We start from the raw sequence: 13,390 nt of genomic DNA, 5'->3' as shown, positions 1-13,390 counted from the left end.
GTGATTTCATGTCGAATGGTGTCTTCGAAACGCTCGAGCTCAAACCGCATGCTTATCCGGGGGTTCTGGTCACGTTGTGCGGTGTGGATGGGGCAGGGAAGTCGTCACTGATGGAAAGGCTCGAAAGCGCGTGCACGCGTGCGGGGCTCAACTGCGTGACGACGTTTACGCCGACTCGTAGGATCCGCAAAGATGCGCTGTTCCGGGATATGGTGGACAGCCACTGGCATACATCGAGCGCCGGTTCCGGACTCGACGTAAACCGACGGCGCGTCGACATGCTGGGCATTCTGCTGTCCATCATGGGAGACCTCGTCCAGCATCTGACCGACACGGTCATACCGGCACTGGAACGCGGCGACGTCGTTTTCTGCGACCGTTACGTGTTCACCTCTCAGGCTGAAATCGGCACGCGTTCCGATCCCGCTGAGACTGCGCCTGTGCTCCGCAGCATCGCCGGTCACTTGCTGCGTCCCGACGTCGCCTTTGGCCTGAACGTTTCCGGCGCGACTTCACACCGTCGCGTGCGGGCAAGGAACGACGAGAACGACCAGCCGCCGCCGATGAGCTTTCTGACGCGTCAGGTGGCGGCCTATCGCGCCGTGTTCGATGTCAACGGCGTTGTCGCGCTGGATGCGGAGCGCAGTCTCGACGAGACGTTCTGTCAGGCACTCAGTCATCTCGTGGCTATCGACCGTGTTGCGGGGCGGTTGGGCTCTCTCGGGGCGGAATGTCCTACACGAAGCGTGGCGGCATGCTGAGGCTTCGACCTGCGCCCGGGAAGCCGGATTCGGGCATCGAGGTATGCGACAAAATGCGCGTCGACACGTTTTGATGAGCATCTATCCTTCGAGGAAGGACCATGATGCATGGAACATCAGAGCCAGGGAGACGACGATGCTTAGCCCACATGAGATCGCAACGCTCATGCTTCTCGAGACAAACCCCCGTCCAGAAAATTTCGATCCCGGCGATCTCGACGCGTTGTGCGAGCGCCAACTTGTATTTCTGGAAAAGCTCGCGTCTGGATGCGCGCGAGGGCGTCTGACCGCGCAAGGACGCTCGATATTGCGGTCGGTCGGGAGGGTGAACTCGGGAGGGTGAACTAGTGCCTCGCTCTGCATCGCCTGGGAGCTGTGACCTTCAGGAGCAAAATGACCGTTGAAGCGCACGCACGCATGCGGGGAATAGTGGGCACCGGAATGTGACGGGCGACGCTCGCGCTCAGCGGGCTAGGCCGCCAACGGGACAGCGCCCGTACATTTGATTTCATCGAGGCAAACGCTGGACTTGACTCCGCTCACGCCCGGAATGCGCATCAGCGTATCCAGCAGAAACTCCGACAGCGCTTTCAGGTCTTGCGCCACGACCTTGAGCATGTAATCGATATCACCCGTTACGACGAAGCATTCCTGAACCTGGGTGAGTTCCGAGATCATTCGCTTGAACTTCGACAGGTCGCGGACATGGCCTCGCTCCATCGTCACCTGGATGAAGGCCACTACGCCAAAGCCCAGCAGCTGCGCGTCGAGCCGCGTCTCGTAGCGTTTGATCACACCCATTTCCTCGAGCCGGCGATGCCGCCTCAGCGTTTGCGCGGGCGACAGTTTGATCGCCTCCGCAAGTTCGAGATTGGAGATGCGCCCCTGGGACTGAAGAATCTCCAGTAGACGCACGTCGATACGGTCGATGTCGATTGTATGCACTTTTATTTCCCCGTTCGCCAGTGAAATGAAATATTAATGCACAAATCAGGGTTTGTCTGCGTCTGCAAGGAAATCCAATTGCGTCGATAAAAATTTACACTGAATCCAGATGGCGCTGCAACGACGCCGGCAGATGCGTTGAGAGAGTGGTCCGAGGACGCTGCCTGCCTGGCGATTGGAGAAATTTGCTTTCATTGTTCCGACACCCGGCGCCACTCGGTGCCGGTTGCTCGCCACAAATCATTCACCCTCTGCTGAACCTGAGAGATCATGGCCGACCTGTTTGACAATCCAATGCAACTGATGGGCTTCGAATTCGTTGAATTTGCCTCGCCCGTACCCAATGTCCTTGAACCGCTGTTCGAGCAGATGGGCTTCACACTGGTGGCTCGCCACCGTTCGAAGGACGTGCTGCTTTACCGCCAGGGCGAAATCAACTTCATCGTCAATCGCGAGCGCAACAGTGCGGCCGCTTACTTTGCCGCCGAGCATGGCCCGAGTGCGTGCGGCATGGCATTTCGCGTGAAGGATTCGCACAAGGCCTACGCCCGCGCGCTGTCGCTAGGGGCTCAGCCGATCGAAATCGCAACCGGTCCAATGGAGCTGAGATTGCCGGCAATCAAAGGCATTGGCGGCGCACCGCTTTATCTGATCGACCGCTTCGAAGACGGCAAGTCGATCTACGACATCGATTTCGAGTTCATCGAAGGTGTCGAGCGGCGGCCGGCCGGTCATGGCTTGCGCCTCGTCGACCACCTCACGCACAACGTCTATCGCGGCCGCATGACGTATTGGGCCAACTTCTACGAGACGCTGTTCAACTTCCGTGAGCTACGCTACTTCGACATCGAGGGCGAATACACGGGTCTTACGTCGAAGGCGATGACGGCGCCGGACGGCAAGATCCGCATTCCATTGAACGAGGAATCTGGCAAGGGGAGCGGGCAGATCGAGGAATTCCTGATGGCCTTCAATGGCGAGGGCATTCAACACATCGCGTTCCTGACGGACGATCTGATAACGGTTATCGACAACCTGCAGATGGCAGGCGTGCCGCTGATGACGGGGCCCAACAGCTACTACTACGATGCGCTCGAGACGCGCTTGCCGGGCCACGGTCAACCGGTGAGCGAATTGCAATCGCGCGGCATCCTCCTCGACGGAACAACGGCAGACGGGTCGCCGCGCCTGCTGCTGCAGATTTTTTCCAAGCCGCTGCTTGGCCCTGTCTTTTTCGAATTCATCCAGCGCAAGGGTGATGAAGGTTTCGGCGAAGGCAATTTCAAGGCGCTGTTCGAGTCGCTCGAACGCGATCAGATCGAGCGGGGCACGCTGAAGGTTTGACGCGCGTACAACCCCGTTGATAGCTCTCGACCAGAGCAGGCGAAAAGCGAGGCGTGGCGTCCAGAACCAACCGCAGGACACAGGAGACAACATCGTGGCACACCAGCAACAAGGCACGCTACAGCGCGGCCTGAAAAATCGTCACATTCAGTTGATCGCGCTAGGAGGCGCAATCGGCACCGGCCTCTTTCTCGGCATCGCGCAGACCATCAAGACGGCAGGACCGTCCGTGTTGCTCGGGTACGCGATCGCGGGCATCGTCGCCTTCTTCATCATGCGGCAACTCGGCGAAATGGTCGTCGACGAGCCGGTTGCGGGATCCTTCAGCTACTTCGCAGGCAAATACTGCGGCCAATTCTCCGGCTTCGTGTCCGGCTGGAACTACTGGGTGCTGTACGTTCTCGTGTCAATGGCAGAACTGTCGGCCGTTGGCATCTACATGCAGTACTGGTGGCCCGGTCTGCCCACGTGGGTCTCCGCGCTCGTCTGCTTTTGCGTCATCAACGCGATCAACCTCACCAGCGTGAAGTCGTACGGCGAGCTCGAGTTCTGGTTCTCGATCGTCAAGGTCGCGGCGATCGTCGGCATGATCGGCTTCGGCGGCTATCTGTTGATTTCGGGCCACGCAGGCCCTGACGCGGGCGTGGCCAATCTCTGGCGCCACGGCGGCTTCTTTCCGAACGGCGTGTCGGGCCTCGTGATGGCGATGGCTGTCATTATGTTCTCGTTCGGTGGACTGGAACTCGTCGGCATTACGGCCGCCGAGGCGGAAGATCCTTCGCACACCATCCCGCGCGCGACCAACCAGGTGATCTACCGGATCCTGATTTTCTACGTCGGCGCACTCGGCGTGCTGCTGTCGCTGTATCCGTGGGAAAAAGTCGTTACGGGCGGTAGTCCGTTCGTGCTGATCTTTCACGCGATGAATAGCAACTTCGTCGCCAACGTGCTCAATGCGGTGGTGCTCACCGCCGCGCTGTCGGTGTACAACAGCGGCGTCTACTGCAACAGCCGCATGCTTTACGGCCTCGCAGGCCAGGGCAATGCGCCGCGCGCTCTGCTGAAGGTGAACGCCCGCGGGATTCCGCTCGTCGCGCTGGGTGTTTCCGCCGTGGCGACGGCCACCTGCGTGGTGATCAACTACCTGATGCCCGGCAAGGCATTTCAATTGCTGATGGGGCTCGTCGTCTCGGCGCTCATCATCAACTGGGCAATGATCAGCATCATTCATTTGCGATTCCGCGCTGCGAAAGCGCGAGCCGGTGAGACGACCGTATTCCGCAGCCTGGGCTATCCGCTTACCAACTATCTGTGTCTGGTGTTCCTTGGCGGCATTCTGGTGGTGATGTGGCTGATACCGGATCTGCGCATGTCGGTCTACCTGATCCCCGTTTGGCTCGTTGCGCTGGGCGTCGGCTATCGCTTGCGCAATCGACGCGCGGACGCCTCCGTACCAGTTGGTGTGCCGATGCGCTAGGCACCGCGTTTCTGCAACCATTTGGCCTAATCCAGGGAACCAGCATGTTTGAACACATCGATGCCTATGCGGGCGACCCGATACTCACCTTGAACGAGAACTTCGCGAAGGATTCGCGCGACCATAAGGTCAATCTGAGCATCGGCATCTATTACGACGATCAAGGCCGCTTACCGGTGATGCAAGCCGTACGCGAGGCCGAAGGACAACTGCTCGCCGAGCTCGGTCCAAAGCCGTACCTGCCGATGGCGGGCTTCGCCCACTACCGCGATGCCGTGCAATCGTTAGTGTTCGGCGACGACTCGCCCGCACGTACCGAGGGGCGCATCGCGACTGTGCAGACCTTGGGCGGCTCGGGCGCGCTCAAGGTCGGTGCGGATTTCATCAAGCGCTATTTTGCGGGCTCACGGGTATGGGTCAGCGATCCGACGTGGGAAAACCACCGTTTCATCTTCGAGCGCGCGGGATTCGAAGTCGACACGTACCCGTACTACGACGAATCGAGCGGCGGGCTCAAGTTCGAAGAGATGCTGTCGGCCATCGACGCGCTGCCGGCGCGCAGCGTCGTCCTGTTGCACGCGTGCTGTCACAACCCGACGGGCGTCGATCTGAACGACGCGCAATGGGTGCAACTGATCGAGGTCATCAGGAAGCGGACCCTGCTGCCATTCATCGACATGGCGTATCAGGGCTTCGGCGCGGGCATTGACGCGGACGCATTTGCGATTCGCGAACTCGTGCGCCAGAACGTGCCGGCGTTGGTGGCCAATTCATTCTCGAAGAACTTCTCGCTGTATGGCGAGCGGTGCGGCGGACTGTCGGTGATTTGCGAGTCGCCGGATGTTGCCGGGCGCGTATTGGGTCAATTGACGAGCGCTGTGCGCGCGAACTACAGCAATCCGCCGACGCACGGCGCAAAGATCGTAGCGCGCGTGCTGACGACACCGGCAATGCGGCAATCATGGCAACAAGAGCTTGCATCGATGTGCCGGCGCATCATGCGTATGCGTGCGGAGATCCATGAACGCCTGCGCGGCAAGGTGCCGGACACGATGCTCGCGCGCTACCTCGAGCAGCGCGGTATGTTCACGTACACCGGCTTGTCGGCAGACCAGGTCGACACGCTGCGCGAACGGCACGGCGTCTACTTGATCCGGTCCGGGCGCATGTGCGTCGCCGCGCTCAATGACAACAACGTTGCGACGGCTGCGGAGGCCATCGCGATGGTCATCTCGCGGGCAGGCGATTGAGAGACTACTGCCGCAAGCCTGGACACGCGATCAGTCCGGCTAACGTGCGCGCGATGGCGGATCGGTTCCAGACCGACGTCGAAGCCGTCGCTAGCGCTCTCGATGCGGTGCGCGGCATGGAAATCGTCCTTTTCAGTTTCGTCGCGCGCTCGCGTTGCCGCTGTGCTTGAGCGTCGGATCGAGCAACGAACCCTTGACGTCGAGCGAAGACGCTTGCCCGAGTTTCGCGTAGTCGTTCTCGAGCCATACGTTCGCCACTTCGCGGCCACGCTCGAAGAGCGTTTTGAGCAATGACCAGGACGTGCTGCTCTTGGAAACAAAACCGAACTTCGCGAGAAAATCGTCGTCGCGAATCAGGTGAAACCTGACGGGCTTGAAGCGGCTTTTGCGCGCCGCTTCCTCGCCGACCGAGTCGAGCACACGGTTGACCGCTTCGATCGCGTTGATCTCCAGTACGACGGACGCGTTGAAACCGATTTCATTGAGCCGGTCGAGAATGCCGCGCGCGTCTTTAGGCGGCATGTCGTGGCGCACGAACGGATTCGCGAGAACGAGAATCAGGTCTTGGGCATGGGCGATCAACGGCGCCAAAGGCGGGTTGCCCAGATAGCCGCCATCCCAGTACGGTATGCCGCCCACGCTGATGGTGCGAAACTCGCTCGGCAGGCATGCGGAAGCGCGCAATACGTCAATGGAAATCTCGGGGCGGGTGAAGATTGCGCGTTGGTTGGTTCGTACGTCGGTTGCGCAAATGAACAGTTGCGGGCCATCGCGCGTGGTATTGAGCGCGGTGAGATCCTGTTCGGGGAGGGCGGAACGAATCACCGGCCCGAGCGGATCGCGGTAAAACGGATTGCCATAAGGCGAAGCGACGAGTCCCACGGCCTCCAGCATGATGGCGGCGGGATTCCAGTCGATATTCCAGCCGCCGAATGGGCCGGGTTCGGAAAAGCCGAGGAGCGCGTTGCCCGCCAGCGCACCGGCGCGCGATACCGCTTCCCAGAAGGCGCGCAGCATCTCGCGTGCTTTCGGTGCGCCGCTGGTTGCGAGACCCGCCGCGCACAGCGTCGCATTGATTCCGCCCGCGCTTGCGCCGCTGATCGCCGCGATATCGAGCGGGGTTGCCTGCGACGAAGCCTCCAGCAGACGGTCGAGCACACCCCACGTGAAGGCGCCGTGCGAACCGCCGCCTTGCAGGGCAAACGCGACCTTGGGGCCGTTCTGTCGCGTCGGGTTCCGGGGTTCCTCCATCGCCATGGCTCCTTCGCGTCTTCATCGCGTTCCCGGCAATCTTACGCGCACGCGAGGATACTTGCGTCGGAAACGTCGAGCCTTTAATGGTTCGTCCTGTCCCGCATGCCATGGCGGATCGCCCTGGATGCTGCGATACTATTTATAAGCGCGCGCTGCGTAACCTACTAAAACGGTCCATGACAAAGAGGTTGACTGACACAAACCGGTGTGCCGGGAAGGCATCGCGGGCTCACAGCTTTCGTCCGGGGGTACCTGGATGAAACGGCATCTCGATCTGGATTCCCGAGGCGCGATCACGCTAAACGGGCTGGCGCGCAGGCTGGGGCGTACCCGTGAGCAATTGATGCATCGCTGGATCGCCGAGACCTCGGAGCAGGCCGCGCACACCGATGCGGACAGCGGGCAGGGACTCATGGACTGTTTCGCCTATATGCTGGCCGAAGTATGCGCTGCCCTGCTGGTCGCCGAGAGCGACGCGTCACTATCCGCGCATGTGGCTGTCGCGCATCCCGGCAGGTTCTGGCCAGAGGGCTGGCGGGTCACGGATCTGTTTCGCAACATCGATCTGATGCAGCGCTTTCTGAAAGACGAGATCCGCGCGTATTTCGGTCCGGTTGCGGCTTCCGTCGACGTTCACATACGGGCACACGACATCGTCGAGCGCACGTTTCGCGCGATGATCGAAAACGCCATCGAGGCGCAAATGCAACGTCAGGCGGCCGAGGTGGCGGCGGCGCAGGACAGCCTGCACACGGCGCTGACCGCGCTGAAGCTCACCGAGGAGCGGCTGCGTGTCGCGACGAGCGCGGCCGGCATCGGCATCTTCGAGTGGTGTGGCGCCTCGCGACAAGGCGTGTGGGAAAACCGCCAGATGTACGAAATCACCGGGCAGCCCGAGGAGAGGGGACCGTTGACGGAAACCGAGTTCATAACGTCGGTCGTTCATCCCGACGATGTCGAACTGCTGAAATGCCATTTTCAGTCCCGGCTGGTCTCCGGCGAGCCGGTGCATGTCGCGTTCCGGCTGCACCGCGTAACCGACCGCGCGCTCAGGACCGTCGAAATGTTCGGGTATCTGCGTCCGCCCGTTCAGCAGGACGATTACACGTTCATTGGCAGCTTGTGCGACGTGACGGAGCGGACCGACGCGGAGGCGAAATTGCAGGACGCCGATCGCCGCAAGGACATCTTTCTGGCCACGCTCGCGCACGAGCTGCGCAACCCGTTGGCGCCCGTGCGTAACGCCGCGCATCTGCTGGGCCACGGCGCGGGAGCCGATCCCGCCAAACGTGAATGGCTGCGCAATGTGATCGAACGCCAGACCGGCCACCTGTCGCATCTGATCGACGACCTGATCGATGTATCGAGGATCACCACCGGCAAGATCGAGTTGAAGCGCGAGGTCTTCGATATCAGGCTGGCACTCGACCACGCTCTCGAGATCACGATGCCGGCTGCGTTGCAGCGGCATCACGACATCGTGCGTCTGCCGCTCGCGCACCCAGTGTACGTCCACGGTGACCCGGCGCGGATCACCCAGACATTTTCCAATCTGCTGGATAACGCAATCAAATACACCGACGAGGGCGGCCGGATCGTCGTATGCGCGACGCTCGTCGGTCAGGAGGTATCCGTTACCGTGTCGGACACGGGCACGGGTATTTCGGGCGACGCACTGCCTCACGTGTTCGATCTGTTCGTACAGGGTTCCTGCCACGGCGAGCCGTCCAGGGGTGGTCTTGGGATCGGGCTCTCGGTGTGCAAGACGCTGACCGAGATGCACGGCGGGACCATTGTCGCCAGGAGCGAAGGCAAGAACAGAGGCAGTGAATTCGAAATACGTCTACCCGTTTGCCAGGGCAGCAACCAGCAGGCGAAGGACGGTGCCGAAGCAGGTCGACCGCCGTCCGACCCATTGCGTGTTCTGATCGTCGACGATAACAGCGATGCCGCGCTGTCGCTCGCAATGATTCTCGACGCGCACGATGTGCGCACCGCACACAGCGGGGAAGAAGCGCTTCAGATTGCCGCTGCCTTCGAGCCGCAGATCGTTTTCCTTGATCTTGGTCTGCCGGGAATCAGCGGCTATGAGGTTGCGCGTCGGCTGAGGGATCGTCAGGCGGCCGGCAAGCGCCTTGAAATCGTCGCCGTGTCCGGATACGGACAGCCTGAGGACGTGACTCGCTCAGCGGGAGCGGGGTGTGATAGTCATCTCGTCAAACCCGTCGATATCGAAGAACTGCTTGCGATCATCAGGCGAATGACCAGCGAAAATCCGTCCACCGCGTAGTTTTCGATCGACCCTCTTTGTGCGAGGCGGCGTTCTGGGGCGACGACGAAAAGCACTGTTAGGATTTCCCCGCTTATCAGTCGAATTCCCTCGCGGGAACGGCGTGGTGGGCGAGGGCGTCGGCGGTTTCGCGCCCGGAGACGAGGTCAATGTGATCCCGTCGTTCTCGATGAATCAGTACTTCACCTAGGGCGAAGTCATCATCGTGCCGGACCATGCAGTCGTCAGGCACCCGAAATCTCTTTCCTTCGCCGAGGCCGCGTCGGTGTGGATGATGTTCGTCACCGCATATGGCGCGCTGATCGAAGATGCGAAGGTGGGCGCCGGCGACTATGTCGTCATACCGGCCGCTTCGAGCAGCGTTGGACTGGCAGCGATCCAGCTAGCGAATTACGCGGGGGCGACGTCGATCGCGGTCACGCGCCATGCCGGCAAGCGACAGCAGTTGCTCGACGCGGGTGCCGCACACGTGGTCGTGACGGACGAGTCGGACCTTGTCGAAGCGATCATGCGGATCACGGATGGAAAGGGGGCTCGCGTCGCTTTCGATCCGGTCGGCGGCCCGAACTTCGCGAAACTGGTCTGGGCGCTGTCCTTCCAGGGGATCGCATATCTGTACGGCGCGCTCGACGAACGTGCCACGACGCTGCCCGTGCTGCCGATGATCGCCAAAATGATTTCCGTGAAGGCGCACAACATCTGGCTGACGAGTGGCGACCCGACGCGCCGAAAGGCTGCGGTGGAGTTCGTGCTCAAGGGGCTCGAAAGCGGCTCGCTGAAGCCGGTCATCGATCGCACCTTTGGGTTCGACGAGATCGTCGACGCGCACCGCTACCTCGAAACCAACGGGCAGTTCGGAAAGATCGTGGTAACGGTGTAGCCCGCGAACCGACATTGAGGTGAGGCAACGCGCTGCTTTTCCGCTTGATATTGTTGCTGGCCGCGTTCGCTCAAGCGCGGCATCGCGAAGTGCTGAGTTCCAGTTCATTCAGCATGTGGCGGCATTGGGGTAGCGCATGACATGGCGATTCTTCGGTCGCATCGCGCATGCCGGCGTTGGTCTGGCTGTCGCGCGACCTTCATCACGGGCCCATCGGTACCGTTTCCACGCGTGCCCGGACTCACGCGTGTCAGGACACCACATCGGCCAGCGGCCGCCTCGGCGCATGACTGACGCGCGGGCCGCGGCCGACGCGGAGCAGAAGCTGCGGAATCGCCTCCGTTCCCAGCAGCGTCCGGAGCCGCTCGCGCAGCGGGTCCACTTCGATCGGCTGGTTCAGGTAGGAAGCGGTCAGTCCCGCGGATGCCGCGACCAGCAGCATCCGCTGGAGCGCCTGTCCCGCCGCGAGCCATGCCTCGCGGTCGTCGCGCATCGTGGCGATGCCGACCATCAGCGGCGAGCCTTGCACGAGGTGCTGATGCGTAGCGGGCTGTCCCGCGCCCACATCGAATACGCGGACGGCCAGGCTGACGAGCGGCGCCGCGAAGTCGAGCAATGCTCCGACAGCGGTACCGTAAGCCGGCATGCCATCGTCGCGCCGGCGCGGGTGGATCCAGCTGGCGAGCTCGCGACGGAAGCGTGGGTCCGCGAACTGCGCGTGATCGGCGTCGGCGATCAGTTGCGCAAGCGCCTCGCGTGCGGTCGTTTGCTCCACGCAACAGGCAATCGCGCCCTCGTCGTCGCAGGCGTCGCTGAGCTTGCGTTGCAGTGCGGCCGGAACGGCTTCGTCGGCGAACGGCGCACGCGTCGTCACGCGCGCCGTCAGCGCGTCGAAGAGTTCGCGCAGGTGGGGATCGCGACGCCCGTCGCGCGACACGCGCACGAGCGCCACGATGTCGGGGTCGGCTTCCGATGGAAACAGCGTGATCGCATAAGCGAGACCGAGACGGCACAGCGCCACGCGAAGATTGAGCAACGCCGCGCCGCAGCTCATCAGAAGTTCGCGATCGAAAGGATCGACCACGGGAAGCGCGCGCATGCGGTCGGCGCAGATCTGTACGGTCTCGCCGTCGACGATGAACCGCCACGGTTGCGTGTTGTGATTCGACGGCGCGAGCACCGCATAATGCAGCGCAAAGCGCAGCTGCTGTTCCAGTGGCGTGGAGGCGTGGAAGTGCGGTTCGCCGATTTCCCACGCGTCATGTTGGGCGGCATCGTTCATCTCGAAGTCTCCTTTCGGATCGTTCCCGCGAGCACGCGGTTCGTGTCGTCATCGTGTCGCCGGGTACCGTGGCAGGTTTGTGGCAGGTCGACGTTTCAGATGTCTCGCGTACGCTTTGCGCGGGTCTCGCAGCGCAGAAGCGCTACAGGTCGTTTTCGTCGTCGAACAGCTTATGGCGGATCGCATAGCGAACCAGCCCGTTCTCGTTCGGCATCTGCATTTTTTCGAGGATGCGCGTCTTGTGTGTGCTGATCGTCTTCACGCTGACGCATAGTTCGTTGGCGATCTCGGTGATGCTCTCGCCTTCGACCAGGCGCCGGAACACGTCGAATTCGCGATCGGACAGCCGCTGGTGCGGCAGCGCGTCGGCAGGCTCGTTCAGGTTCTGGGCAAAGCGTTCGGCCATCGCGAGGCTGACATAAACGCCCCCTGACGCGACTTTCGTCACCGCGCCGACCAGTTCCGCGCTCGCGCTTTCCTTGGTCAGATAGCCGGACGCGCCCGCCTTGAACGCGCGCACCGCGTATTGCTGCTCGGCGTGCATCGTCAGCACCAGAATCCGCAGGCCGGGTTTTTCCTCCTTGATCTGCTTGATCAGTTCAATGCCATTGCGCCCCGGCATCGACAGGTCGAGCACGAGCACGTGGGCCTGCGTCGCGCGAATCAGCGCGATCGTCGTCGCGCTGTCGCAAGCTTCGCCGGCCACTTCGAAGCCGCTCGCCTGCTGCAGGATATGGCGCAGTCCGTCGCGTACGAGCGTGTGGTCGTCGGCCAGCAACACCTTGATCATGGGGTGATCTCTCCCGGTTGCATCCATTGCCAGGGAAACCTGACCGCAATCGCGAAATCGGCGCTTTGCGCTGTATCGATCTGGATGGAGTCGCCGAGCATGGGCGTGTTCGCGCACGCCGATCAATCCGAACGGCATTTCGTGACCGCCGGCTCAAACCGTCTCGCGATCGGCGTCTCGTTCACGATCCATTATCCGCTATCCGTGGCGGGCAGTCGGGCCGTTTGTGTGAGATGTCACTTCGGCCGTGTTTCGCCTTCGCCTGGCGGCGACTTTATTCAGCGCTTCCTGAACGAGGCGGAAGGACGAGGCTTGGCCGGGATTCATTAAAAATCCGCCACGTCTCAATCTAAGCTGCTGATTTGAATGCAAAATCAATCGATGGATCGAGCGGCGGGACGGAGCGCAAGAGATCCAGCAGATAGTCGCCGAACCGGTTGATGTGCTCGCGCCGGTACGGCGACAGCACCTTGAGGACCTCGGCATCGACCGGATGCCCCTTCTGCTGTAGTTCCTTCAACTTGCGCGACATCCACTGCACGTTGTACAGGATCACCATGTTCGCGACGAGGTAGTTGTACTTGATCACCTTGCGCTGCTCGTGTCGGACGTTTTCGGCGATCACGCCATCGCCACCGAACATCAGCCATTGAGCGAAGTCATTGAACTGCTCGCTCTTGTTGGTCGCCGCGTGAATCATGCGCCGCAGGTCCGGTTCATTGAGATATTTCAGCAGGAACAGCGTCCGGATCACGCGCCCCAGCTCCCGGAATGCGAAGTAGAGCTTGTTTTTCGTGCTCTCCGATCCTAGGCGGCGCAGGATCGTCGACGGCGTCATCTTGCCTGCCTAGATCGACACTGCAACGCGCATCATGTCGGTACAGTGACGTTCGATCAGTGCCCAGTCAATCGCCTGACGGCACAAGCTGTCGATGTGCTTGTATTTGCGCCGCCGGTCAGCCTTGTACAGCACGAGATCCTTGATGTTGCACATGCGCGGCATCAGGTTGATACCCACCACGTACGACAGACCGAAGACCGGACCGCTTTGCGATGGGCCAGCAGGTAAAGTTGATGCCGGCGAAGTTCGTCAAGGCGTTCGATATAAGGACAGATG

At 61.4% G+C, this 13,390-nt stretch carries 12 protein-coding genes and 1 pseudogene; 8 read left to right on the top strand and 5 right to left on the bottom strand.

The genetic code is table 11. The features are described from left to right. The first annotated feature begins 8 nt into the window (after positions 1-8). Both OKW27_RS02490 and OKW27_RS02485 read left to right on the top strand, forming a co-directional pair. Positions 9-761 (top strand): dTMP kinase, encoded by a 753-nt coding sequence (locus tag OKW27_RS02490; RefSeq protein WP_429332427.1) that lies wholly within the window; start codon positions 9-11, stop codon positions 759-761. Positions 762-897: 136 nt separating this feature from the next. Beyond that, positions 898-1,104: a hypothetical protein gene (locus OKW27_RS02485; protein WP_262419933.1), complete on the top strand. Its 207-nt coding sequence runs from the start codon at positions 898-900 to the stop codon at positions 1,102-1,104. Between the two features lie 128 nt (positions 1,105-1,232). On the opposite strand, the gene OKW27_RS02480 is transcribed toward OKW27_RS02485, so the two are convergent. Further along, positions 1,233-1,706 carry an Lrp/AsnC family transcriptional regulator gene (locus OKW27_RS02480; RefSeq protein WP_184073192.1) on the bottom strand — a complete coding sequence of 158 codons (474 nt, stop codon included), beginning with the start codon at positions 1,704-1,706 and terminating at the stop codon, positions 1,233-1,235. A 270-nt stretch (positions 1,707-1,976) separates the two neighbouring features. On the opposite strand from OKW27_RS02480, the gene hppD reads away from it, so the two are divergent. The 3 genes from hppD (at position 1,977) to OKW27_RS02465 (ending at position 5,777) form a co-directional block, all read left to right on the top strand. After that, the gene (hppD, locus tag OKW27_RS02475; protein ID WP_429332426.1) at positions 1,977-3,050 is read left to right on the top strand and encodes a 4-hydroxyphenylpyruvate dioxygenase; all 1,074 of its coding nucleotides are present in this window, start codon (positions 1,977-1,979) and stop codon (positions 3,048-3,050) included. Positions 3,051-3,144: 94 nt separating this feature from the next. After that, complete coding sequence (locus OKW27_RS02470) at positions 3,145-4,527, top strand: amino acid permease (protein ID WP_429332425.1); 1,383 nt, start codon at positions 3,145-3,147, stop codon at positions 4,525-4,527. A 44-nt stretch (positions 4,528-4,571) separates the two neighbouring features. After that, positions 4,572-5,777: an amino acid aminotransferase gene (locus OKW27_RS02465; RefSeq protein ID WP_429332424.1), complete on the top strand. Its 1,206-nt coding sequence runs from the start codon at positions 4,572-4,574 to the stop codon at positions 5,775-5,777. A 132-nt stretch (positions 5,778-5,909) separates the two neighbouring features. On the opposite strand, the gene OKW27_RS02460 is transcribed toward OKW27_RS02465, so the two are convergent. Further along, positions 5,910-7,028, bottom strand: a complete 1,119-nt coding sequence (locus tag OKW27_RS02460; protein WP_429332423.1) for a patatin-like phospholipase family protein — start codon at positions 7,026-7,028, stop codon at positions 5,910-5,912. A 259-nt stretch (positions 7,029-7,287) separates the two neighbouring features. On the opposite strand from OKW27_RS02460, the gene OKW27_RS02455 reads away from it, so the two are divergent. Continuing rightward, on the top strand, positions 7,288-9,321 hold the full coding sequence (locus OKW27_RS02455) for an ATP-binding protein (RefSeq protein WP_429332422.1): 2,034 nt from the start codon (positions 7,288-7,290) through the stop codon (positions 9,319-9,321). Positions 9,322-9,526: 205 nt separating this feature from the next. After that, on the top strand, positions 9,527-10,201 hold the full coding sequence (locus OKW27_RS02450; protein WP_244144774.1) for a zinc-dependent alcohol dehydrogenase family protein: 675 nt from the start codon (positions 9,527-9,529) through the stop codon (positions 10,199-10,201). A gap of 250 nt (positions 10,202-10,451) precedes the next feature. On the opposite strand, the gene OKW27_RS02445 is transcribed toward OKW27_RS02450, so the two are convergent. Beyond that, on the bottom strand, positions 10,452-11,483 hold the full coding sequence (locus OKW27_RS02445; RefSeq protein WP_429332421.1) for an Acg family FMN-binding oxidoreductase: 1,032 nt from the start codon (positions 11,481-11,483) through the stop codon (positions 10,452-10,454). Positions 11,484-11,625: 142 nt separating this feature from the next. After that, a complete protein-coding gene (locus OKW27_RS02440; RefSeq protein ID WP_429332420.1) occupies positions 11,626-12,273 on the bottom strand; it encodes a response regulator in 648 nt (215 codons plus the stop codon). Between the two features lie 99 nt (positions 12,274-12,372). Here OKW27_RS02440 and OKW27_RS02435 point away from each other — a divergent pair, with 99 nt between their 5' ends. Continuing rightward, positions 12,373-12,603, top strand: a complete 231-nt coding sequence (locus OKW27_RS02435; protein ID WP_429332419.1) for a hypothetical protein — start codon at positions 12,373-12,375, stop codon at positions 12,601-12,603. Positions 12,604-12,622: 19 nt separating this feature from the next. Here the strand turns inward: OKW27_RS02435 and OKW27_RS02430 are convergent. Further along, positions 12,623-13,327 (bottom strand): annotated as a pseudogene (locus tag OKW27_RS02430) (Tn3 family transposase); the annotation flags it as partial. Between the last annotated feature and the right edge of the window lie 63 nt (positions 13,328-13,390).

The sequence above is a fragment of the Paraburkholderia sp. 35.1 genome, assembly GCF_050436525.1.
GTDB classification, from domain to species: domain Bacteria; phylum Pseudomonadota; class Gammaproteobacteria; order Burkholderiales; family Burkholderiaceae; genus Paraburkholderia; species Paraburkholderia tuberum.
This window is presented reverse-complemented; position numbering and strand designations above follow the sequence as displayed.